The sequence below is a fragment of the Paraburkholderia caballeronis genome (assembly GCF_900104845.1).
Taxonomy (GTDB): domain Bacteria; phylum Pseudomonadota; class Gammaproteobacteria; order Burkholderiales; family Burkholderiaceae; genus Paraburkholderia; species Paraburkholderia caballeronis.
Genome location: NZ_FNSR01000002.1, coordinates 1,601,161 through 1,624,328 on the forward strand (window position 1 = coordinate 1,601,161; position 23,168 = coordinate 1,624,328).

General features: G+C 64.5%; 17 protein-coding genes, 2 tRNA genes and 3 rRNA genes. 17 read left to right on the forward strand and 5 right to left on the reverse strand.

The features are described from left to right. Nucleotides 1-29 precede the first annotated feature (29 nt). Complete coding sequence (locus BLV92_RS23680) at nucleotides 30-542, reverse strand: DUF1993 domain-containing protein (RefSeq protein WP_090549707.1); 513 nt, start codon at nucleotides 540-542, stop codon at nucleotides 30-32. A 473-nt stretch (nucleotides 543-1,015) separates the two neighbouring features. On the opposite strand from BLV92_RS23680, the gene BLV92_RS23685 reads away from it, so the two are divergent. The 3 genes from BLV92_RS23685 to BLV92_RS23695 all read left to right on the forward strand — a co-directional run bounded on the left by BLV92_RS23685 (nucleotide 1,016) and on the right by BLV92_RS23695 (nucleotide 3,686). Further along, the gene (locus tag BLV92_RS23685; RefSeq protein WP_373681893.1) at nucleotides 1,016-1,525 is read left to right on the forward strand and encodes a hypothetical protein; all 510 of its coding nucleotides are present in this window, start codon (nucleotides 1,016-1,018) and stop codon (nucleotides 1,523-1,525) included. Between the two features lie 366 nt (nucleotides 1,526-1,891). After that, complete coding sequence (locus tag BLV92_RS23690) at nucleotides 1,892-2,158, forward strand: RNA recognition motif domain-containing protein (RefSeq protein ID WP_090549715.1); 267 nt, start codon at nucleotides 1,892-1,894, stop codon at nucleotides 2,156-2,158. 466 nt (nucleotides 2,159-2,624) lie between these two features. Beyond that, nucleotides 2,625-3,686 (forward strand): L,D-transpeptidase, encoded by a 1,062-nt coding sequence (locus BLV92_RS23695; RefSeq protein WP_373681896.1) that lies wholly within the window; start codon nucleotides 2,625-2,627, stop codon nucleotides 3,684-3,686. 494 nt (nucleotides 3,687-4,180) lie between these two features. Here the strand turns inward: BLV92_RS23695 and BLV92_RS23700 are convergent, their stop codons facing one another. Both BLV92_RS23700 and BLV92_RS23705 read right to left on the reverse strand, forming a co-directional pair. Next, on the reverse strand, nucleotides 4,181-5,077 hold the full coding sequence (locus tag BLV92_RS23700) for a DMT family transporter (RefSeq protein ID WP_090549718.1): 897 nt from the start codon (nucleotides 5,075-5,077) through the stop codon (nucleotides 4,181-4,183). Between the two features lie 105 nt (nucleotides 5,078-5,182). Further along, nucleotides 5,183-6,751, reverse strand: coding sequence for an ABC1 kinase family protein (locus BLV92_RS23705; protein ID WP_090549720.1), 1,569 nt, complete (start codon nucleotides 6,749-6,751; stop codon nucleotides 5,183-5,185). Nucleotides 6,752-6,919: 168 nt separating this feature from the next. Between BLV92_RS23705 and BLV92_RS23710 the strand changes: the two genes are divergently transcribed. Further along, nucleotides 6,920-7,675 carry a DeoR/GlpR family DNA-binding transcription regulator gene (locus tag BLV92_RS23710; RefSeq protein WP_090551374.1) on the forward strand — a complete coding sequence of 252 codons (756 nt, stop codon included), beginning with the start codon at nucleotides 6,920-6,922 and terminating at the stop codon, nucleotides 7,673-7,675. 197 nt (nucleotides 7,676-7,872) lie between these two features. On the opposite strand, the gene BLV92_RS31770 is transcribed toward BLV92_RS23710, so the two are convergent. Next, entirely contained in the window at nucleotides 7,873-8,061 is a 189-nt protein-coding gene (locus BLV92_RS31770) for a hypothetical protein (protein WP_143040724.1), read from the reverse strand. On the opposite strand from BLV92_RS31770, the gene phnS reads away from it, so the two are divergent. The 11 genes from phnS to rrf all read left to right on the forward strand — a co-directional run bounded on the left by phnS (nucleotide 8,060) and on the right by rrf (nucleotide 19,193). Continuing rightward, nucleotides 8,060-9,142, forward strand: coding sequence for a 2-aminoethylphosphonate ABC transporter substrate-binding protein (gene phnS, locus BLV92_RS23715; RefSeq protein ID WP_090549723.1), 1,083 nt, complete (start codon nucleotides 8,060-8,062; stop codon nucleotides 9,140-9,142). The genes BLV92_RS31770 and phnS overlap by 2 nt on opposite strands. A 63-nt stretch (nucleotides 9,143-9,205) precedes the next feature. Further along, nucleotides 9,206-10,309, forward strand: a complete 1,104-nt coding sequence (phnT, locus tag BLV92_RS23720) for a 2-aminoethylphosphonate ABC transport system ATP-binding subunit PhnT (protein WP_244283900.1) — start codon at nucleotides 9,206-9,208, stop codon at nucleotides 10,307-10,309. After that, nucleotides 10,287-11,219: a 2-aminoethylphosphonate ABC transporter permease subunit gene (locus tag BLV92_RS23725; RefSeq protein WP_090549729.1), complete on the forward strand. Its 933-nt coding sequence runs from the start codon at nucleotides 10,287-10,289 to the stop codon at nucleotides 11,217-11,219. Before phnT ends, BLV92_RS23725 begins: the two co-directional genes overlap by 23 nt. Continuing rightward, nucleotides 11,209-12,069 carry a 2-aminoethylphosphonate ABC transport system, membrane component PhnV gene (gene phnV / locus BLV92_RS23730; RefSeq protein ID WP_090549732.1) on the forward strand — a complete coding sequence of 287 codons (861 nt, stop codon included), beginning with the start codon at nucleotides 11,209-11,211 and terminating at the stop codon, nucleotides 12,067-12,069. The genes BLV92_RS23725 and phnV overlap by 11 nt, the downstream gene beginning before the upstream one ends. 76 nt (nucleotides 12,070-12,145) lie before the next feature. Next, nucleotides 12,146-12,823, forward strand: a complete 678-nt coding sequence (locus BLV92_RS23735; protein WP_090549735.1) for a GntR family transcriptional regulator — start codon at nucleotides 12,146-12,148, stop codon at nucleotides 12,821-12,823. Between the two features lie 39 nt (nucleotides 12,824-12,862). Continuing rightward, nucleotides 12,863-13,423: a phosphonate degradation HD-domain oxygenase gene (locus tag BLV92_RS23740; protein ID WP_090549738.1), complete on the forward strand. Its 561-nt coding sequence runs from the start codon at nucleotides 12,863-12,865 to the stop codon at nucleotides 13,421-13,423. 517 nt (nucleotides 13,424-13,940) lie between these two features. Next, nucleotides 13,941-15,471, forward strand: a 16S ribosomal RNA gene (locus BLV92_RS23745). Between the two features lie 70 nt (nucleotides 15,472-15,541). After that, a tRNA-Ile gene (locus tag BLV92_RS23750) sits at nucleotides 15,542-15,618 on the forward strand. 54 nt (nucleotides 15,619-15,672) lie between these two features. Next, nucleotides 15,673-15,748: transfer RNA gene (locus BLV92_RS23755), tRNA-Ala, on the forward strand. A 278-nt stretch (nucleotides 15,749-16,026) separates the two neighbouring features. Continuing rightward, nucleotides 16,027-18,905, forward strand: a 23S ribosomal RNA gene (locus BLV92_RS23760). Nucleotides 18,906-19,079: 174 nt separating this feature from the next. Continuing rightward, nucleotides 19,080-19,193, forward strand: a 5S ribosomal RNA gene (rrf, locus tag BLV92_RS23765). Together the 16S, 23S and 5S rRNA genes with 2 tRNA genes alongside form the textbook arrangement of a ribosomal RNA operon. Before the next feature lie 212 nt (nucleotides 19,194-19,405). On the opposite strand, the gene BLV92_RS23770 is transcribed toward rrf, so the two are convergent. Continuing rightward, complete coding sequence (locus tag BLV92_RS23770) at nucleotides 19,406-20,410, reverse strand: LysR family transcriptional regulator (protein ID WP_090549741.1); 1,005 nt, start codon at nucleotides 20,408-20,410, stop codon at nucleotides 19,406-19,408. Between the two features lie 189 nt (nucleotides 20,411-20,599). On the opposite strand from BLV92_RS23770, the gene BLV92_RS23775 reads away from it, so the two are divergent. Continuing rightward, nucleotides 20,600-22,798, forward strand: coding sequence for an FUSC family protein (locus BLV92_RS23775; RefSeq protein ID WP_090549744.1), 2,199 nt, complete (start codon nucleotides 20,600-20,602; stop codon nucleotides 22,796-22,798). 140 nt (nucleotides 22,799-22,938) lie between these two features. Beyond that, complete coding sequence (locus tag BLV92_RS23780; RefSeq protein WP_090549747.1) at nucleotides 22,939-23,163, forward strand: hypothetical protein; 225 nt, start codon at nucleotides 22,939-22,941, stop codon at nucleotides 23,161-23,163. The last annotated feature ends 5 nt before the right edge of the window (nucleotides 23,164-23,168 follow it).

The following is a 23,168-nucleotide window of genomic DNA, read 5'->3' on the forward strand; positions in this document are numbered from 1 at the left end:
CGCCGACGCTGAACGAAACCGTGTCCGCGTCAGGCGTTGGGCTTGCCGAGGTAGTCGAGCTTGCCCACTTCCACACCGTTGTGACGCAGGATGTCGTACGCGGTGGTCAGGTGGAAATAGAAGTTGGGCAGCGCGAAATACAGCAGATAGTTCTGGCCGGTGAACTCGATCGGGCCGCTGCGCATCTTCAGCGTGATGCTGCGTTCCTCGGAGCCGTCGATCTGCGCGGCCGAGAACGTTTTCAGGAAGTCGATCGTCTTCTGGATGCGCGCATGCAGTTCGTCGAACGTCACTTCGACGTCGTCGAATTTCGGCGCTTCCACATCCGCGAGCCGCGCGGCGCAGCCCTTCGCGGTGTCGGTCGCGATGTGGATCTGGCGCGCAAACGGCAGCATGTCGGGGAAGAGCCGCGCGCCGGTCAGCGCGGTCGGGTCGATCTGCTTCTCGGCCGCATGCGCCTGCGCCTTGCCGATGATGTGTTGCAGGTTGCCGAGGCCGCGAATCAGCACCGGCACCGATGCCTGGAACATGGAAATGGACATGGGAATTCCTCGTTTCTTCGAATGGGCTCGCGCCGGTCCACGACGGAGTCCGGCGGGCGAGCCATTATCCGCTATCGGGTCGCGGGTCGCCATCGGCCGAACGGCATGGTGTTCGCAACGCGTACGCATCGGCATGATGACTGGAACGGGCAGTCGCGGATCGGCGGGTTTCTCGCCAGCCGCTATCCGGTCTTGGATTAAAAGATCGGGATGGCGAAATATCGGCCGGTAATTCGCCCATGAAGCACGGCCATTCGATCAGATGTAACGGAATATTATGTGATGCCTATGCGAATCTAGTTTTCATTATCTGTTTTGAATGTGTTTTAATTGCCTCGCGAAGATCATCCAGTCCGCATCGCAAGGTGCACCGAGGTATGAAGGCAAGAAACACACGCAGGCGCGGCATCGTCCGTTGCGCCGTCGAACGCTTCGAGCATCGCCGTGACGCACGGGCGCGTGTCGCTCGTGCATTGCATATCGCCGTGCTGGTGCTCGTCGCCGGCGGCGCGATGCAGCGCGCGCCGGCGAAGGCGCAGGAAAGGCAACTGCTCGACACGCGCGTCACGCAGCAGTCGGTGGCCGACACGATCTGTCGCCCGGGTTATGCGGACACGGTATCGCCGTCGCTCGACGAGATCATGGCGCACAAGAGCCGGCTGCTCGCCGCGCGCGGGATCGATCCGGACGACGGGATGTCGTATGCGCTGGACCGGCGCGTGCCGATCGTGCTCGGCGGCTCGCCGAACGCGCTCGCGAACTTCGACCTGCTGCCGTGGGCGGGCCGCAACGGCGAGCGGCGCAAGGAACTGGTGACCGCGCGTCTGAAGCGTTGCGTGTGCGCGGGGCGGATGAGTCTCGCCGACGCGCAGGCGGCGATCGTCGGCAACTGGACGAGCCAGTACGGGCAGATCGCGCGCATGTCGTGCGACGGCGGCGCGACGGACACCGACACGGCGGGGCGCGACGATGACGGTTCCTGATGTCGTTTCGGCGGTACGCCGGCGGCCTCATGGAAAGCGCCCAACCGTGCCGATCCTGGGCGCACCGTGACATGGGCGACGCGTTCCGTCACCTCATCGCCAAGCCTTTTTCGTCCCGTTCATTGCCGCCGGTGTTGCGCAAATCGTCTGATGGCAAAATGCCACATCGCACGATTATTAAATTAGGATTATTCTGATTGCGATCAATAAAAACGGGAGGGCGTTGAAATGATTGCTTCCTTTCTCTTGCTGGTGGTCGCGGCCGGATTTCTCGGTCATACCGCGATGACGCGTGCGAAGCTGCGCGCGAGTCTGCAACCCGTGCGCGTACGAGCCGATCGCCCGCGTCGCTTCCGTTGATGCGCCATGCATCTCACCGTCTGGAATGTCCCCGAATCCTGTAGCGAACAGGACGTGCGGGAGTTTTTCGAGCGTGAACTAGGCCACTACGCGAAGGGCGTGACCGTGTACGACGCGGGCACGTCGAACGCGCATGCGGACCTGGAACTGGATTCGGATGTGCCGTACGTCGCCGACGCGGTCGCGCGCGAACTGCAGGGCCGCAGGCTGGCCGGTGTCGCGTTGCGCGTCAGCGCCGCGCCGTTCGACGAAGAAGAGTCGCCGCGCGGCTGATCCGCGTTTTTTCCTCCCGCTTTTCTCCGTTTTTCCCCGCTTTTCCCCTTTCTGTCGCCGTTTCCCGTGTCGTCGCTTCGCACGCGGAGCGTCGTCATGTCCGGCGCATCCGCTGTTTCCTGAATGGCTCGCACGGCCGGTCCCGGCTGCGGTGGGGCGGTTTTGTCCACAGGCGTAACGCGCCGCGCCGTGACTCAAGCGCGTGGGGAGCGGGTTGTCTGGTTTAATGGCGAAGGATCGCGGTTCGCGGTCGATGAAACCGGATGCCGTCGGTCAGCGACGATGCGGCCCTGACGCAGCATCCGGCAAGCCAACTCCTCTTTACGCGTCTGCCTGCAATCCGATGAAGAACAAAGAAGTATCGCGTCGCATCGATTCCCATGCGCGCGGATCTGCGCTGCGCGAGCGCACGCAGCGCGGCGTTGCGGCCGGTTTTGCGCGATTTGCGTCGTTCGCGCGCGGCGTTTTGTGGGTGGCCGGGTGTCTGGGGGCGTCGGCAGGTGTCGCGTGGGCGGCCGACAATGCGCCGGCGTCGAGCGCGTCCGCACCCGCTTCGACGGCTTCCGCTCCCGTACATCGCGCGCCGGTAGCGGCGTCGGCACAGCACGCATCGTCGGCGTCGGCCGCCAGCGGCGCGTCCGCGCCGGCCGTGGCTTCCGCCGCATCGACTCCATCGGCGGCCTCCGCTGCGATTCCCGTCCCGTTGCCGCTCGTCGTCCCGCAGCATCCGCCGCTGACGCCCGAAGAAGCCGCCGACGAAACCCGTGCCGCGCTCGCTCTGCGCGACGTGTACGCGCGCGAGGTCACGCGTCGTCTGCGTGTGCCGGCCGCCGGGCAGCGCGCATACGGCCAGTTGCTGCAACAGGCGCTAGACGAGAAGAACGTCGGCGCGCTGGCCGGCGAGTACGTGATTCTCGTCGATCGCGCGCCGAACGTGCAGGCGCTGTTCGTCTATTTCCGCGCGACCGTTGACGATCCGTGGCAGATGGTCGGCGCGTCGCCGGTCGCGACCGGGCGTCCGGGCGAGTTCGATCATTTCCTGACGCCGCTCGGCGTGTTCCTGCACTCGCCGGCGAACATGGACTTCCGCGCGGAAGGGACGATGAACCAGAACGGCATCCGCGGCTATGGCAAGCGCGACATGCGGATCTACGATTTCGGCTGGATCGACGGCGAGCGCGGTTGGGGCAAAGGCGGTTATTCGCCGATGCGCTTCCAGATGCACGCGACCGATCCGGACCGGCTGGAGCCGCTGCTCGGCATCCGCCATTCGAAAGGCTGCGTGCGGATTCCGGCATCGCTGAACGTGTTCCTCGACCATCACGGGATCATCGACGCCGAGTACGAGGCGCTCGTCGCGTCCGGCAAGTCGCTGTGGGTGCTGCACACCGACCGGCAGCCCACGCGGTGGGCCGGGCGCTTTGTCGTGGTCGTCGATTCGGCGCGCAAGACGCGTCCCGCGTGGTCGCCGGCGCCGGGCAGCAAGGCGCATGCGAAGCTGCCGCCGGGTGGCGATACGGCCGACTGACGCGGTGTGGGGCGTTGCGGTGCGAGTGGTCGGGCGGGCAGGCCAGGAGCGCGGAGCGTAGCGGTAGACCGCTTGCGCCGACCTGTAACGCGGCGGCAGATCGTTGCGACGAACCGGGCGCGTCCCGCCCCATTGAACAACTGCTTCGCCATTCGTGCGGGCGGAGGGCGGCCCGCGGGCGCCGAGCGGCAACGCAGCGGCAAGCCGCTGCGACGACCCGGCTGCGTGCCGACCTGTCGGTAACCGCTGAGGGGTCCGTCCGGGTTAGGGCGGCCCATCGGTATCGATCGACAGCCTGTCGCCAGACCTTAGTGACAAACTCACTGCGATCCGCGACCGATCTCTGATCGGCCGATAACGCGGCGGCAATCCGCCGGGACCCTCCGGCTTATGCCGCCGCGGTCATCGACAACTGCCTGGCGACCCTCCGCGCGCGGCCAGCCTTCGCGTCCATCATCGGCCCGCGTCGATCTTGCCGCCGCCGGCCCACAACCCTATCCCCGCCGCGCGACCGAAACCCCGATCAGCGCGACCGCGAACCCCGCGATCTGCACCGGCAGCAGCGTTTCCCCGAACCCGACGTAACCTTCGAGCGCCGCAAGCGGCGGCGCGAGGAAAAACAGCGCGGTCGCGCGCGCGGCGTCGCCGCGTCTCACCATCCACACGAGCAGCGTGACGCCCGCGCCGGACAGCATCAGCACGCCCCACGCGAGCGAGATCCACAGCGTCGGCGACGCGATCCAGCGGTGCTCGCCGAGCGCGCCGGCCAGCAGCGCGGCGACGAACGCCGCGCCGAGGTTCTGCACGGCGCTCGCGCTGCGGATGTCGGCCTGTGCGAGCGACGTCTTCTGGTACAGCGTGCCGGCCGTGATCGAGCAGATCGCGACGATCGCGACCGTCACGACGAGCCAGCCGGGCGCATGTCCGCCGTTCGCCGGCGCGGCTGCGCCGGCGCTCGCTTTCGCCGCCGCGCCGAGCTTCGGCGCGAGCACCAGCACGACGCCCGCGAGGCCGAGCCCCATGCCGGTCCAGCGGCGCGGCGTCAGCGTCTCGCCGAACAGGCGCGCGGCGAACGCGGCCGTCAACAGCGGCTGCAACGCGCCGAGCAGCGCCATCACGCCCGCGCTCAAGCCCTGCGCGACCGCCCAGTAGCCCGCGCCGAGATACACGCCTTGCAGCAGCGCGCCCGCGAGCAGGTGCTTGCCGAGTTCGCGTCCGGTCGGCCACTTCGCGCGTGCGACGAGCGCGGCGGCCGCGAACAGCAGCGCGGTGCCGACGAAGCGCGCGAGCAGGTACAGGTTCGGGTCGGCATACGGCGCGATCGCGCGGGCGACGACGAAGCCGGTCGACCACAGGACGACAAAAACGGCGGGAGCGAGCGAGGCGAACATCGGTGACGGCGGACGGTGGGAACGGGCGGCAGTATCGCCCGCGCCGTCGGGCCGGTCTTGTTCAGGACTGCACTGCCCGTGACCCCGGCCGTCGACGGTCGATGCTCAAAGCACGAACAGCATCGCGCCCGCGCCGATCAGTCCGCCGCATACCGCGCACGCGATCAGCAGCGCGCGCGTGCGGCGCTGCTCGCGGCGGAACGCGGCGACGAGCGCCGTTTGCTGCGCATGTGGCGCATGGGCGGGGGCGGCCGCGAGCTGGTGTTGCAGCGAGTGGATCACGAGACGCGGCATGCGCGGCACGATCTGCGCGAGATTCGGCAGTTCTTTCGACAGGCTGCGCAGCCAGCCGCGATGCCCGAGTTCGCGGCGCGCGATGTCCGCGAACGTGCGTTGCGCGATGCCCCACGCGTCCACGTCCGGATGGATCGCGCGCGCGAGCGCCTCGGCCTCGCCGAACGCGCGCTGCGCGGCGGCGAGCCGCGGCGACACCTGGCCGTCGAACGGCTGCACCGCATGCAGCAGTTGATGGAGCAGCGCGCCCGCGCTGCGCTCGCCCGGCTCCGCCGCGAAATGCGCCTCGCTGCGGGTCCGCAGTTCCGCTTCGAGCCGCTCGGGCCGCGTCTGCGGCGGCACGTGCCCCGCAACCTGATGTAGCGTCGCGAGCCGCCCGTAGTCCTGCTCGAACAGCGCGGTCGCGCCATGCACGAAGAACTCGCGCTCCGGCGACGACAGGCTCGACATCAGCGCGGCGCCGGCGAGCACGAGCCGGCCGGCGGTCGGCGGCTCGATGCTCACCGCGACGTGCCGCGCATCGAGCGCCGCGTGAAAGAACCCGTGCTCGAATGCCTGCCGCGCAATCACCTCGACGAGATGCGCGGCGACGCCCGCGACGCTGATCCGATGCGCGGCGAGTGCCGCGACGTCGGTCGCGCGGACCGTGTCGATGTGCTGGACCGTCAGCGTCCGTGCGGTGCACAGGTCCCAGATCACGTCCGGCACGATGACGCGCGGATCGTCGTCGAAATGATGGCCGCTCTGGCTCAGGTTCGCGGCCTGCGCGCGCAGGTCGAAGCGGCGGTGCAGGTCGTCGCGCAATGCGTCGGCGAGCGCGCGCAGCCGCAGCCGCCGCGCGCCGCGCGACACGCGTTCGAGCCAGCGCGCGACCGCGCACAGCAACGCCGCGTCGTCGTCGACCTGCTGGACCTGCGCGGTCCGCAGCACGCGGATCGTCACGGCCGGATGGCCGTTGACCGGCTGCGCGAGCCGCGCGACGTGGGTCTGTTCGCACCAGCCGTTCGATACCGGCTGCGGGTCGACCCACGCGAAGCGCGCGGACGGCGGCTCGCCGAACGCGGCATGGAGCACCGCATCGAGTTCGTCCGGCGCGAGCGGCGCCTCGAAATGCCCGATCGCGTTGACCGCGTCGTGCAGCGTCGCGACGGCCAGTTGCGGACGCGTCGCGAGCGTCCGCGCGAACGCGCCGGCGAGCGGCGCGAGTTGCGGCAATACGCCGTGCAACTGCGCGGACAGGCGGGCGTCGTCGCGCATGCGCGACGCGAGCGACAGGAACCAGTGCAGCCGGTGATGCTTCGGCGACGCAAGCCAGATCAGCCGGAAGCCGTAGCGCAAGGCACAGAAGAACAGGCGAAGTCGGCGAAGTCTTGAACGCATGTAAGCAGGCAGTCAGGCCGGCGATGACGTGCATCGTCGGCCGGTGTCCGGACGGCGAAGAGGGAGAGTATCAGGGAATGCGGGCGGCGACGCACAGGTGTCCGCTCGCGGGTCGCCTGTCACAAGTAATACAATACGCCGGCCCTTCGTTTCCCCATGCCGACGCCGATGCTTGCCGAACAACGCCACCACTACATCCTTTCGCAGGTCACGCGAAACGGGGCGCTGTCGGTGGCCGAACTCGTGCGCGAGCTGCGCGTGTCGCGCGAAACGATCCGCCGCGACCTGAACATGCTCGCCGCGCGCGGGCTGCTCGTCACCACCCATGGGGGCGCGCTGTCGAGCGACCGGCGCGAGCCGGACCTCGACGTGCGCGAGGCGGCGAACGCGAGCGCGAAACGCGCGATCGGCGAGCGCGCGGCCGAACTCGTGCCGGACGGCGCGTCGGTGATCGTCGATTCTGGCAGCACCACGCATGCGCTCGCGCGGGCGCTGACCGGCCGGCACCGGCTGACCGTCTATACGAACGACTGGCGCATCGCGCTGCTGCTCGGCCGGCGCAACGACAATCGCGTGACGCTGCTCGGCGGCGAACTGTCCGACCAGGAGGACGCCACGTTCGGCCTCGACACCGTGCAGCAGCTTGCGCAGTACCACGCGGATTATGCGTTCGTCGGCGCGGGCGGCATCACGCCGGACGGTTATCTGACCGACTACTCGCGGATGGTCGCCGAGGTGCGCGGCCGGATGCTCGCGGCCGCGGGTTGCGCGGTCGTCGTCGCGGACCATTCGAAGTTCGGCCGTCTGACGCCGGTGCGGATCAACGGCTTCGAGCGCGTGCGCTTCGTGATTACCGAACTGGCGCCGGAGAAGGCGGTCGCGCGCGCGATCGAGGCGCGCGGGCCGGAACTTCTGATCGCGTAAGCGGCGCGCTTTCGTCGTCCTGCCGGCCGGCTCGCACCGGCTCATTTCCGCTGTATTTCGCTGTATTCCGCTGTTTCCCGTGCCCGCGCGTTGACGCGCAAGTTGGCGTTTTGTGTCGTTGCTTGCCGATCGTTGCGATCGTCACGGCGCTGTCACGAAAAAAAGTGATTCTTGCGAAGCCCGACCAGACGGGCTCGTCAGGCGAACGCGCAGGTTTTTCCCGCCATTGCGCGCGCCGTGCCCGGCCCGCCGCGCGCCGGATTGCAGGCAATCTGCAATCGACGGCGCCGCGCACCGGAACACGCGCGCCGCGCAGTCCGCCGACGTTCGATCCCACCCGCATCGGATTTCCCGAGCGACAGCGTATTGCCTTCGGAGAGCGACATGAACACCTCGAATTCCCATCGCGCGGGCCTCGTGCGCAAGCTGCTGCCGATCGCGGCCGCCGCGATGATGCTGGGCGGCGCGGCCTGTGCGCACGCCGCCGACGCGGTCGTGCTGTACACGGCCGACGGCCTCGAAAACCTGTACCGCGACGTGCTGCCGGCGTTCGAGAAGAAGGAAGGCGTGAAGGTCAACATCGTCACCGCCGGCAGCGGCGAAGTGGTGAACCGCGCGAACGTCGAGAAGGATTCGCCGAAGGCGGACGTGCTGGTCACGCTGCCGCCGTTCATTCAGCAGGCGAGCCAGAGCGGCCTGCTGCAAAGCTATCAGAGCGCGAACTACCGCAACGTGCCGGCGATCGCGAAGGCGTCGGACGGCGCGTGGGCGACGTTCGTGAACAACTATTTCTCGTTTGCGATCAATCCGGAAGTCGTGAAGAGCCAGCCGAAGACCTTCGCGGACCTGCTGCATCCGGACTACAGCGGCAAGGTCGCGTATTCGAACCCGGCGACCGCCGGCGACGGGATGGCGGTCATCATCCTGACGACGTCGCTGATGGGCGAGGACAAGGCGTTCGACTACCTGAAGAAGCTGGAGCAGAGCGCGAAGTTCCATACGAAGGGCACCGGCTACCTCGACGTGCTGCTGTCGCGCAACGAGATCTCGGTCGCGAACGGCGACCTGCAGATGGACCTCGACGACGCGGCGAACGGCGGGCTGTCGCTGAAGCCGATCTTCCTCGCGGCGGATGCGAGCGGCCGTCCGACGACGTTCCAGCTGCCGTATGCGATCGGCCTGATCAAGAACGGTCCGAACCAGGCCGAGGGCAAGAAGCTGATCGACTATCTGATGTCGACGGACGTGCAGTCGAAGGTGCCGGACATCTACGGCATCCCGGGCCGCACCGACGTGCCGCTCGCCGGCAAGAACGGCGAGGCGGTGAAGCAGGCGATCGCGGGCGTGAAGCTGATTCCGGTGGACTGGAACCAGGTGATGGCGAAGAAGGCCGACTGGACGACGCGCTGGAAGAACGAGGTGATCGGCTCGTCGGGCAAGCAGACCGAAGTCGTGAAGCCGCAGTAAGCGCATACCGTAGTGATCCCGCAGTGACTCTCGACGCAGCGTGACGGGCAGCAGATGAACCAGGTGAACACCGCAGCGCTTTCTCCGGCGGGGCTTGCCCGCGCGCTGCCCGACGCGGGCGATGACGCGGGCGACGCCGCCGCGCAGGCGGGCGTGCAGATCGGGCATCTGAGCGTGCGCTTCGGCGCGCGCACGGTGCTCGACGATCTTTCGCTGACGATCCGCCGCGGCGAGTTGCTGACCGTGCTCGGCCGCAGCGGCTGCGGCAAGACCACGCTGCTGCGCTTCATCGCGGGTTTCATCGAAGCGGACGGTCTGTCCGGCTCGCTGACCGTCGCGGGCCGCGACCTCACGCACGTGCCGCCGCATCGGCGCAATCTGGGGCTGCTGTTCCAGAGTTATGCGCTGTTCCCTCATCTGTCGGTGTTCGAGAACGTCGCGTTCGGGCTGCGCGCGCGGCGCGTGCCGTCCCGCGACGTCGCTCGGCGGGTTGCCGATGCGCTGAAGCTCGTGCAGCTCGGCGACTCGGGCCACGTGATGCCGGCGCAACTGTCGGGCGGGATGCAGCAGCGCGTCGCGCTCGCGCGCGCACTGGTGATCGAGCCGGACGTGCTGCTGCTCGACGAGCCGCTGTCCGCGCTCGATGCGAACCTGCGCGCGTCGGTGCGTTCCGAATTGAAGGCGCTGCACGAGCGGCTGCCGAACCTGACGATCGTCTGCGTGACGCACGACCAGGACGATGCGCTGGTGCTGTCCGACCGCACGCTGCTGATGCGCGACGGGCGCATCGCGCAGCTGGGCACGCCGCAGCAGTTGTACGACACGCCGCGCGATGCGTACGTCGCGCGTTATCTGGGCGCGGCGAACCTGCTGCCGCCGCACGTCGCGTTCGCGCTCGGCGATCCGCGCCACGACGAACGCGACCGTCTCGCGTGCATCCGGCCCGAGCAGTTGACGATCGCGCCGCTCGGCGACGGCTCGCTGCACGGCACGGTAACGTCGGTCGAATGGTATGGCGCGGTGCTGTCGGTGCAGGTCGTGCTCGATGCGATGCCGGACGAGCCGACGCTCGTGACGATGCAGCGCAGCCAGCGCATGAAGCCGGAGAAGGGGATGCGCGTGTCGCTGCGCTATGAGGCGGACGATGTCGTCCTTGTCCACCCCTGACGCGGCCGGCGGCCTGTCCGCCGCGCGCCGCGCCGAAAGCGCCGCCGCGCACGCGGCCGCGGTGCGTCGCCGCGAACGGCGCGCGCAATGGCACCTGGCGTTCATCGTCGTGTTCGTGCTCGGGCCGCTCGTCGTCTATCCGCTGAGCCGGCTCGTGCTGTTGAGCCTCACCGATGCGCATGGCTTGAGCCTGCACGCGTATATCGCGTTCTTCGGCAATCCGGAGTCGCGCGGCGTGATCGGCACGACGCTGTGGATCCTGTTCGTCAGCGCGGGCCTCGCGTCGGTGCTCGGCGTCTGCCTCGCGGCGATCCTGTTTTTCAGGCCGTTTCCGGGCGCGCGGCTCGTGACGCGCTTCCTCGAACTGTTCGTCGCGTTCCCGTCGTTCCTTGTCGCGTTCACGCTGATCTTTCTGTACGGCTCGCAAGGCTCGTTCAGCATCGCGCTGCAACGGCTGCTGCATCGCGAGACGCCGCCGCTCGATTTCCTGTTCGGCATCGGCGGCGTGGTTCTGGCGGAGGTCGTGTTTTATGCGCCGTTCGTCGTGCGGCCGACGCTCGCCGCGTTCGCGCTGCTCGACATGCGGCTCGTCGAGGCCGCGCGCAGTCTAGGCGCGAACAGCGCGATGGTCGCCGCGCGCGTGATCCTGCCGCTCGCGTGGCCAGGCATCGCGGCCGGCACGCTGCTGTGTTTCCTGCTGACGTTCAACGAGTTCGGCATCCTGCTCGTGCTCGGCAGCGCGCATCTCATCACGCTGCCGGTCGCGATCTACAGCGCGGCGACCGTCGATCTCGACCTGCCGACCGCCGCCGCGGGCGCGGTCGTGATGCTCGCGATGTCGCTGTCGCTGTATGCGCTGTACCGGCGGGTCGATCGCCGCGCGGGGCGGGGGAATCGTAATGGCCGCTGATCCCGGTCGCATTGCGTTGCCGAAGCATCTGCGCGCGCGGCCCGTGACGCGCCGGTTCGCGGCGCGCGTTGCAAGCGGCGTGCTGCTCGCGTTCGCCGCGTTGCTGTGCGTGTGGCTGTTCGTGCTGCCGGTCGCCGTCGTCGCGCTGTCGAGCGTCGCGTCGCACTGGTCGGGGACGATCTTCCCGGACGGCTTCAGCACGCGCTGGTTCGAGCGTCTCGGTTCGAGCGACTTCGACGCGGTCGTCACCAGCATCGAGGTCGGCTTCGGCGTCGCGGTGCTCGGCACCGCGGTCGGGCTGTGGCTCGCGCTGGCGCTAGAAGGTCGCGACCGGCGCGGCCTCGGCGCGCTCGTCGATCTGCTCGCGATGGTGCCGAACGGCGTGCCGAGCGTGGTGCTCGGCCTCGCGGTGCTGATCGCGTATCACAAGGCGCCGCTCGACCTGTCGGGTTCGGCCGCGATTGTCGTGCTCGTGCAGCTCGCGCTGGTGCTGCCGTTCTGCTATCGATGCGCGTCGGCCGCGCTGCGGCCCGAACTGACCGTGCTGCGCGAAGCGGCCGCGAGCCTCGGCGCGCCGCCTTCGATGGTGCTGCGGCGGGTCGTGCTGCCGCAACTCGTGCCGGCGATCCGCGCGAGTCTCGCGCTCGGTTTCGCGCTGTCGCTCGGCGAGCTGGGCGCGACGCTGACCGTCTATCCGCCCGGCTTCGCGACGGTGCCGATCGTGGTCGTGGGCCAGGTCGAGCGCGGTTATTACCTGCCGGCGTCCGCGCTGTCGCTGATCCTGCTGCTCGTGTCGCTCGCGGCGCTGGTGCTGATCGCGGCGCGCGCGCCGCGCCGTCCCGCGGACTGACCGGCTTCGCGGACGCGGCGATGCAAAGCGCGTCCTGCGTCGCCGGCTGCGCCGATACTGACCGGATCACGCGACGATGACCGATCTCACGCAGCCCGATTCCGTCACGCCGATCGACATGGTGCGTCAGCACTCGCTGACGACGCTCGTGCGCGACGAGATCGAGCGGCATATCGCGGCCGGCGCGCTGAGGCCGGGCGACAAGCTGAACGAGGCCGAATGGGCGGCTCGATTGCAGGTGTCGCGCGGGCCAGTGCGCGAGGCGTTTCGCGCGCTGGAGCAGGCGGGGCTCGTGCGCAACGAGAAGCATCGGGGTGTGTTCGTGCGGACGGTGTCGGCGGTCGAGGCGGGCGAACTGGACGTCGTGCTCGCCGCGCTGGAGGAGACCGCGTGCCGGCTGGTCGCGGCGCGTATCGATGCGGCGCTGGTCGCGGTGCTGCACGACCGGCTCGCGAGGATGCGCGACGCGCTGGGCATTTGCGATCGCGATGCTTATGCGCGCGCGAGCGGCGAGTTTCGCGATGCGATCGTCGCGGCGGCCGGCAACGGCAGGCTGCACGATACGTATCGACGGCTCGCAGGCGAGCTTCGGTTGTCGCGTCGTGGCGCGCAGGATGCGCGCGCGGCGGCCGGCGACGAAACGATGACGCGTTCGTATGCGGAGCATCGTGCGGTGCTGAATGCGCTGGCGTCGCGCGATGCCGACGAGGCGGTCGCGCTGATGCGCGCCTATGCGGACGACGTGCGCGCGTGAGTCGCGATGATGGCTGTTATCGAATGGGAGTCATGGCGTATGGCACTGAACTTGGAAGATATCCGGAATCTGTTCGCTGCGTGGGGTTCGCTCGCGTATAGCGGCGAGCCGGTCACGCAACTGGAGCACGCGTTGCAGAGCGGCGCGCTGGCGCAGGAGGCGGGCGCGAGCGACGAACTGATCGCCGCGGCATTTCTGCACGATCTCGGGCATCTGTTGAATCGGCAGGGCGAGACGCCGACCGCGCGCGGCGTCGATGATCTGCACCAGTACTATGCGCTGCCGTTCCTGCGGCCGGTGCTGCCGGATAGCGTGCTCGAACCGATCCGGCTGCATGTGGATGCGAAGCGGTATCTATGTGCTGTGGACTCCGCGTATTACGGTCGCTTGTCCGCGGATTCGGTTCGAAGCCTGAAATTGCAGGGCGGGGTGTTCGACGAAGCGGAAGCGGCGGAATTTGCCGCGCGACCTTATGCGTCCGATGCGGTGCTGCTGCGTCGCTGGGACGATTGCGCGAAAGAGGCAGGCAAGGCGACGCCGGATCTCGATTACTTTTTATCCGTTGTCGATCGCGTGATGACGAAGCATGCGCTGGCGTGAATTGCATGCGCGCATGTGTCTTTTGGGGCCGTTCAAAAACCGCTTGCGTGAAGGGGCGGTGGTGTCTAGAATCGCGGTCTTTCGCATTTCCGCAAGGGGATGTGGGGAAACGGGAAGGCTTATGTAGAGGCCTTTGCGGGCGCAGGAGCGGTGAGCGTGACGGGTTGAGGGAAGTAAAAAAACCTGTTGACGGATAGCTGAACGGTCTGCATAATCTCGTTTCTCTGCTGCTGACGCAGCAACGCACGAAACGCCGGGTAGTGAGTGGTTTTCCGGGGTTGAGTGTGACGCGATCTTTAAAAATTTACAGCCGATAAGTGTGGGCGCTCGATGCGGACTGCGCGACATCTTCTCCTTCGGGAGAGGGTGCAGCAAAAGTATCAGCAGCAAGGCGCTCGCACGAAAGTAAAGGTGGGTTTCACGTCCGTTGAGAAACGGGGGTGGAATCTGTCAGCACTTTGAGTGAGCGACCGGCTCCGGTGAGAGATCACTGGAACCGAAAGACAGTAACAGGTTTGAACTGAAGAGTTTGATCCTGGCTCAGATTGAACGCTGGCGGCATGCCTTACACATGCAAGTCGAACGGCAGCGCGGGGGCAACCCTGGCGGCGAGTGGCGAACGGGTGAGTAATACATCGGAACGTGTCCATTAGTGGGGGATAGCCCGGCGAAAGCCGGATTAATACCGCATACGATCTGTGGATGAAAGCGGGGGACCGAAAGGCCTCGCGCTAACGGGGCGGCCGATGGCGGATTAGGTAGTTGGTGGGGTAAAGGCCTACCAAGCCGACGATCCGTAGCTGGTCTGAGAGGACGACCAGCCACACTGGGACTGAGACACGGCCCAGACTCCTACGGGAGGCAGCAGTGGGGAATTTTGGACAATGGGGGCAACCCTGATCCAGCAATGCCGCGTGTGTGAAGAAGGCCTTCGGGTTGTAAAGCACTTTTGTCCGGAAAGAAATCATCCCTGCTAATACCGGGGGTGGATGACGGTACCGGAAGAATAAGCACCGGCTAACTACGTGCCAGCAGCCGCGGTAATACGTAGGGTGCGAGCGTTAATCGGAATTACTGGGCGTAAAGCGTGCGCAGGCGGTGATGTAAGACCGATGTGAAATCCCCGGGCTTAACCTGGGAACTGCATTGGTGACTGCATCGCTGGAGTATGGCAGAGGGGGGTGGAATTCCACGTGTAGCAGTGAAATGCGTAGAGATGTGGAGGAACACCGATGGCGAAGGCAGCCCCCTGGGCCAATACTGACGCTCATGCACGAAAGCGTGGGGAGCAAACAGGATTAGATACCCTGGTAGTCCACGCCCTAAACGATGTCAACTGGTTGTTGGGGATTCATTTCCTTAGTAACGTAGCTAACGCGTGAAGTTGACCGCCTGGGGAGTACGGTCGCAAGATTAAAACTCAAAGGAATTGACGGGGACCCGCACAAGCGGTGGATGATGTGGATTAATTCGATGCAACGCGAAAAACCTTACCTACCCTTGACATGTACGGAACCCTGGTGAGAGCCGGGGGTGCCCGAAAGGGAGCCGTAACACAGGTGCTGCATGGCTGTCGTCAGCTCGTGTCGTGAGATGTTGGGTTAAGTCCCGCAACGAGCGCAACCCTTGTCCCTAGTTGCTACGCAAGAGCACTCCAGGGAGACTGCCGGTGACAAACCGGAGGAAGGTGGGGATGACGTCAAGTCCTCATGGCCCTTATGGGTAGGGCTTCACACGTCATACAATGGTCGGAACAGAGGGTCGCCAACCCGCGAGGGGGAGCCAATCCCAGAAAACCGATCGTAGTCCGGATCGCAGTCTGCAACTCGACTGCGTGAAGCTGGAATCGCTAGTAATCGCGGATCAGCATGCCGCGGTGAATACGTTCCCGGGTCTTGTACACACCGCCCGTCACACCATGGGAGTGGGTTTTGCCAGAAGTGGCTAGTCTAACCGCAAGGAGGACGGTCACCACGGCAGGATTCATGACTGGGGTGAAGTCGTAACAAGGTAGCCGTATCGGAAGGTGCGGCTGGATCACCTCCTTTCCAGAGCTATGCGCGGTTTCCGTGTCAGAGCGCTCACACTTGTCGGCTGTAGAGAGAAGGACAGACCCGGGGGTCTGTAGCTCAGTCGGTTAGAGCACCGTCTTGATAAGGCGGGGGTCGCTGGTTCGAATCCAGCCAGACCCACCATCCTGGTCCGGAGGGTGCGAGCCACAGTCTCCCGCGTGTGTACGCAAGACACGGGGGGGCATAGCTCAGCTGGGAGAGCACCTGCTTTGCAAGCAGGGGGTCGTCGGTTCGATCCCGTCTGCCTCCACCAAGGTCTGTCCATCAGTCATCAGTGCACAGTGTCCTGTTCAGGGCATTGCGCATTGGCGACTGAGCCAGTCAGCTGATTATCGGCTGTCGTTCTTTAACAATCAGGAAGAAGTAGTAAAGAGATTCATCGAAAGCACTTAGAGATGGGTGTGAGTAGAGAATCAGGGTTGTGATTGTATCGATGTATCTCAAGGCCGTCGCAAGACGGATTGGAATACGGCACAACGCTAAAACTCAACCTGTAGCGGAGCGGCTTCGAAAGAGGCCCACCCGTTATAGGGTCAAGCGAACAAGTGCATGTGGTGGATGCCTTGGCGATCACAGGCGATGAAGGACGCGGTAGCCTGCGAAAAGCTCCGGGGAGCTGGCAAACAAGCTTTGATCCGGAGATGTCCGAATGGGGAAACCCACTCCGAATGGAGTATCCATGGCTGAATACATAGGCCATGTGAAGCGAACGCGGCGAACTGAAACATCTAAGTAGCCGCAGGAACAGAAATCAACCGAGATTCCCAGAGTAGTGGCGAGCGAAATGGGATCAGCCTGCATTCTTTATCTGTACCGTTAGTCGAACGCTCTGGAAAGTGCGGCCATAGCAGGTGATAGCCCTGTAGACGAAAACGGCATGGAAGAACTAGGTATGCGACAAGTAGGGCGGGACACGTGAAATCCTGTCTGAAGATGGGGGGACCATCCTCCAAGGCTAAATACTCGTGATCGACCGATAGTGAACCAGTACCGTGAGGGAAAGGCGAAAAGAACCCCGGGAGGGGAGTGAAACAGATCCTGAAACCGCATGCATACAAACAGTCGGAGCCTCGCAAGGGGTGACGGCGTACCTTTTGTATAATGGGTCAGCGACTTACATTCAGTGGCGAGCTTAACCGTATAGGGCAGGCGTAGCGAAAGCGAGTCCGAACAGGGCGTCCAGTCGCTGGGTGTAGACCCGAAACCAGGTGATCTATCCATGGCCAGGCTGAAGGCACGGTAACACGTGCTGGAGGGCCGAACCCACTAACGTTGAAAAGTTAGGGGATGAGCTGTGGATAGGGGTGAAAGGCTAAACAAACCTGGAAATAGCTGGTTCTCTCCGAAAACTATTTAGGTAGTGCCTCGTGTATCACCTTCGGGGTAGAGCACTGTCATGGTTGAAGGGTCCATTGCGGATTACTTCGCCATAGCAAACTCCGAATACCGAAGAGTGCAATCACGGGAGACAGACATCGGGTGCTAACGTCCGGTGTCAAGAGGGAAACAACCCAGACCGCCAGCTAAGGTCCCTAAAATTGGCTAAGTGGGAAACGAAGTGGGAAGGCAAAAACAGTCAGGAGGTTGGCTTAGAAGCAGCCACCCTTTAAAGAAAGCGTAATAGCTCACTGATCGAGTCGTCCTGCGCGGAAGATGTAACGGGGCTAAGCCAGTTACCGAAGCTGCGGATGCGTGCTTGCACGCATGGTAGGAGAGCGTTCCGTAAGCCTGCGAAGGTGCACTGGAAAGTGTGCTGGAGGTATCGGAAGTGCGAATGCTGACATGAGTAGCGATAAAGGGGGTGAAAGGCCCCCTCGCCGTAAGCCCAAGGTTTCCTACGCAACGTTCATCGGCGTAGGGTGAGTCGGCCCCTAAGGCGAGGCAGAAATGCGTAGCTGATGGGAAGCAGATTAATATTTCTGCACCATTGTGAAATGCGATGGGGGGACGGATCGCGGAAGGTTGTCCGGGTGTTGGAAGTCCCGGTCGCTGCATTGGAGAAGGTACCCTGGCAAATCCGGGTACGGAATTCAAGGGTGTGGCGCGAGCTCCTTCGGGAGCGAAGCAATCGGAAGGGGTTCCAGGAAAAGCCTCTAAGCTTCAGTTTCACAGTGACCGTACCGCAAACCGACACAGGTGGGCGAGATGAGTATTCTAAGGCGCTTGAGAGAACTCGGGAGAAGGAACTCGGCAAATTGGTACCGTAACTTCGGGATAAGGTACGCCCCTGTAGCTTGAGCGGCTCGCGCCGTGAGGGTGAAGGGGTTGCAATAAACTGGTGGCTGCGACTGTTTAATAAAAACACAGCACTCTGCAAACACGAAAGTGGACGTATAGGGTGTGACGCCTGCCCGGTGCCGGAAGATTAAATGATGGGGTGCAAGCTCTTGATTGAAGTCCCGGTAAACGGCGGCCGTAACTATAACGGTCCTAAGGTAGCGAAATTCCTTGTCGGGTAAGTTCCGACCTGCACGAATGGCGTAACGATGGCCACACTGTCTCCTCCCGAGACTCAGCGAAGTTGAAGTGTTTGTGATGATGCAATCTCCCCGCGGCTAGACGGAAAGACCCCATGAACCTTTACTGCAGCTTTGCATTGGACTTTGAACCGGTTTGTGTAGGATAGGTGGGAGGCTGTGAAGCGGCAACGCCAGTTGTCGTGGAGCCGTCCTTGAAATACCACCCTGATCTGTTTGAGGTTCTAACCTTGGTCCGTTATCCGGATCGGGGACAGTGCATGGCAGGCAGTTTGACTGGGGCGGTCTCCTCCCAAAGGGTAACGGAGGAGTACGAAGGTACGCTAGGTACGGTCGGAAATCGTGCTGATAGTGCAATGGCATAAGCGTGCTTGACTGCGAGACTGACAAGTCGAGCAGGTGCGAAAGCAGGTCATAGTGATCCGGTGGTTCTGTATGGAAGGGCCATCGCTCAACGGATAAAAGGTACTCTGGGGATAACAGGCTGATACCGCCCAAGAGTTCATATCGACGGCGGTGTTTGGCACCTCGATGTCGGCTCATCTCATCCTGGGGCTGTAGCCGGTCCCAAGGGTATGGCTGTTCGCCATTTAAAGAGGTACGTGAGCTGGGTTTAAAACGTCGTGAGACAGTTTGGTCCCTATCTGCCGTGGGCGCTGGAAGTTTGAGGGGGCCTGCTCCTAGTACGAGAGGACCGGAGTGGACGAACCTCTGGTGTACCGGTTGTCACGCCAGTGGCATCGCCGGGTAGCTATGTTCGGAAGAGATAACCGCTGAAAGCATCTAAGCGGGAAACTCGCCTCAAGATGAGACTTCCCCGGGGCTTCGAGCCCCTTGAAGGGTCGTTCAAGACCAGGACGTTGATAGGTCAGGTGTGGAAGCGCAGTAATGCGTTAAGCTAACTGATACTAATTGCCCGTAAGGCTTGATCCTATAACAGGTGTGTCGGTCATGGCCGGTGCCTCAGCACCCGGCCGGACCCATCCCCCAGCGGGATGCGCCGCAAGTTGAGAACGTGTTGTGCAGAACATCACAACCCCCACTCTTTACGCTTCTTCCAGATTGGCTGTGGCGCGACCCCAAACCGCGACGCAGCAACCCGTCATGCCTGATGACCATAGCGAGTCGGTCCCACCCCTTCCCATCCCGAACAGGACCGTGAAACGACTCCACGCCGATGATAGTGCGGATTGCCCGTGTGAAAGTAGGTAATCGTCAGGCTCCTCATGCTGTCCCCGATACCCCGGCCTCTCCATCCAACGGAGGGTCGGGGTTCGGCGTTTACGGCACTGAAAAACTATAACGCCCCGGCACCATCGGCATCCCTGCTGTACAGACGAATCGCTTTGCTCAAAGCAGAACCACGGCAGCACAACAACGAAAACGGCCTGCCGAAACATCGCAGCAGGCCGATCCACTCCTTTCCCAAACCGTCAGTTCGTGCTTTTCACCGCATGCACGACGTCTTCATCCTCGACAGCCGCTAACGCTTCACCAGCCAGCTGTTCCTGCGTAAGCTCATCGAGCAGCGCCTGATCGCGGGCAATCACCTCCGGCAGGTGCGCCCGCAAAAACTCCACCCACGTCTTCGTTTTCGCATCGACGAACTTGCGCGACGGATAAAGCGCATACACGTTGGTCTTCTGCAGCGTGTGATGGGGCAGCACGCGCATCAGCGTTCCATTGCTTAGTCCTTCGACCGCCGCATACACCGGCAGCGTGCCGATACCCATCCCCTCCCGGATCGCGACAGCAAGCGATTCCGCGATATTCACCTGCACCGGTCCATCCACTTCCATCTCGACGCTGCCTTCCGGACCTTCCAACACCCACTCGTGGGCCGGAAACGCGGGCGTCTTCAGGATCAGGCAGTCGTGATGCGCGAGATCGGCCGGCACGCGCGGCGCACCGTGCGCTCGCAGATACGCTGGCGACGCGCACAGGATGCTGCAGCTCGATCCGAGTTGATGCGAGACGAGATCCGAATTCGGCAGCGACGACGCCGTCACGATCGACACGTCGCTGCTGCCCTCGAACAGATCCGGCATCCGCTGCGACAGCGTCAGCTCTACCGTCACTTCCGGATGCAACGCGCGGTAGCGCGAGATCGCCGGCAGCACGTATTGCTGTCCGATGCTCGCGAAACTATGCATGCGCAACGCGCCGGCAGGGCGTTCGTGTGCGCAGCTCGCTTCCTCTTCGGCGCTGTCGACGTCGGCGAGTATCTGCGTGCAGCGTTTCAGATACCGCTCGCCCGCGGGCGTCAGCGCGAGCCGGCGCGTCGAGCGATTCAGCAGGCGCGTGCGCAGATGCGCTTCGAGTTCCGACACGGCGCGCGACATCGCACCCGTCGTCGAATCGAGCGACTGCGCAGCGGCAGTGAAACTGCCGGCTTCGACCACGCGGACGAAGACCCGCATATTTTGTAGCGTATCCATCAATTCTTCATATTCGGCACGGAGGCGCTATTGTCCGCCTCCCGGGCCGCTTCATTGTTGAGTGATATGGAACGGACGTTCACTGTCCGTCGCGTTAATTCGCCTGATCGGCGCTCCTACAATCGGCCCCTCTACCTTTGGCGACCCGCCTCCGGTCTTTCCGTAACAGCCCGCCGTAGTGCGCTTTTCATGAACCGCCAGCAAGCGATCAACCGGACGTTCGACTCGCGTCGGCGCGTCGAATCCCTATGGCGCGCGACCCGGCGGGCCGTGCGCGACTGGCAGGGCACCGACGGCGCAGTCTGGCTGCATCTGCTGAAGACGGTCACCGCCTGCCTGATGGCGATGGGCATCGCGATGCTGCTCGATCTGCCCCAGCCGCGCATCGCGATGACCACCGTGTTCGTGCTGATGCAGCCGCTGTCGGGCATGGTGTTCGCGAAGAGCGTGTACCGGATCGTCGGCACCGGAGTCGGGATGGTGGCGGCCGTGGTGCTGGGCGCGGTGTTCGTGCAGCAGCCCGAGTTGTACATCCTCGGGATCACGGCGTGGGTTGCCGCCTGTACTGCGGCGGCAATGCGGAATAGACATTTTCGCTGGTACGGCTTCGTGCTCGCAGGCTATACGGCGGCGCTGATCGGGATACCGGTCGTCACGCAGCCCAACGGGCTGTTTCTCGCGGCGCTCGGACGAGGCGCGGAAGTCGCGATCGGCATTCTGTGCTCGGGGATCGTGAGCGCGGTGATCATGCCGCGGCAGTCGGGTTCGTTGCTGACCCAGACGCTGCGCATGCGGTTCCGCGATTTTACTGCTTTCGCAGCGGGCGTGCTGGCAGGCGGGGTCGAGCGGCGTGCATTCGAAGGCCGTTTTGCGAGCCTCGTCGACGAAATCGTCAGTTTCGAGGCGACCCGCGCGTATTCGTTTTTCGAGGACCCGATACTGCGCTCGCGCAGCCAGCATCTCGCGCGCCTGAACGACGAATTCATGCACGTGTGCGCGCGGCTGCACGCGCTGCGGCAGTTGCTGAAGCGGCTGCGCTGGGACAACGCCGCGATCCAGCCGCTCGCCCCGTATTTCAACGCGCTTTCGACCTTGCTCGCGCAACGGCCGTATCCGGACGAAACGGACCGCGCGTACGCGACCCGCATCGCCCGCGCGCTGCATACGTTTCAGTGCACGCTGCCGCGCAGCGTGCGCGAGACGCGGCGTCCGCTCGAAAACGCATCACCCGACGCGTTGCAGGACTTCGATACGTTGGCGGAACTGCTGTACCGCTTCACGACGGAAGTGATCCAGTACAGCGAGACTTACGCGGCGCTGACATTGCCGACGGTCGCGCGCGCATCGCGTGCCACGCGCTATGTCGCCAGGACGAACTGGTACGTCGTTGCGTTCACGTTCGTGCGCACGGCGGTCGTGATGGCCGCGATCGGCTGGTTCTGGATCGAGACGGACTGGCCGAGCGGCGGCCTCGCGATGATCGCCGCCGCGCTGACCTGCGCGCTGACGTCGTCCACGCCGAACGCGACGCGGATGGCCGTGCAGATGGCCGTCGGCGCGATATTCGGTTCGTCGGTCGGTTATCTGTTCAGTTGTTATGTGTATCCGAACGTGGACGGTTTCCTGCTGCTCTGCGCGGTGCTCGTGCCGGTGCTCGCGCCCGGCGCGTTTCTCGCCGCCCGACGCGGCGTGTCCGGCTACGGCATCGGCTTTTCGGTGTTCTTCTGCCTGCTCGCGGGGCCGGACAACGTGATCGTCTACGCGCCGGACCTGCTGATCAACAACGGCATCGCGATCGTCGCGGCGATGCTGGTCGCCGCGCTCGCGTTCGCGATCGTGTTTCCGCCGCACATGGGATGGCTGATCGAGCGGATGTGCGTGGACCTGCGCGGCCAGGTCGTGCTCGCGTGCACCGGCAAGCTCGACGGACTCGGCCAGCGGTTCCAGTCCGGCACGCACGATCTGATGCATCAACTGCGGCTCTTGTTGAGCGGCCGGATAAGCGCGCATCGGCGCGCGCTGCGCTGGATGCTGGTCGCGCTCGAAGTCGGGCATGCCGTGATCGACCTGCGCCGCGAGGCGGCGCACGCGCGGTATATCGGCACGCTCGACGACCGCTGGCCCGCGTGCGTCGAACGCGTGCTCGCCGACATCGCGACGCTGTTCTCCCGCCCCGATCGACGCCAGCTCGACCGCGCGCTGGTGTCGGTGCGCGCGGCCACGTGGGTCGCGCAACAGGTGCTCGACGCCGTGCATACGGACCGCGGGCGGCGCCACGACCTGCAACGGCTGCTCAGTTATCTGCATTTCATCCGCAGCGCGCTGCTGGACCGCGACGCGCCGCTCGGCGCGATTTCGCGGAGCGGCCCGAGATCGCGCGCGCGTTGACCGATGCGTACCGGTGTCAAGGCAGGCGATCTTGCTATCGGACGGAAAAATGCATTCCAGCGCGGCTTCTTAATCAATGACGACCTGGATCATATAGTCACACCACTGCCACGCAGTACCCCATAGCACTGGAGAGTAAAATGAAGTCCCTGAAAGTCGCCGTTGTCGCCTGTTCGTTGTTTGCCGCCGCCGCCGCTGCGTATGCACAGACGGAAGCGCCCACGGCGAACGCTCCGCAGCAGGTTGCACAACCCGGCACGTCCGCAGCCGACGCCTCGGCCCGCCGCGACGCTGCCAAGCCGGCGAAGAAAGTCGATGACTGCGTCGGTCCCGTCAGCTTCTGCAACATCTACTTCGGTAGCTAATCCAT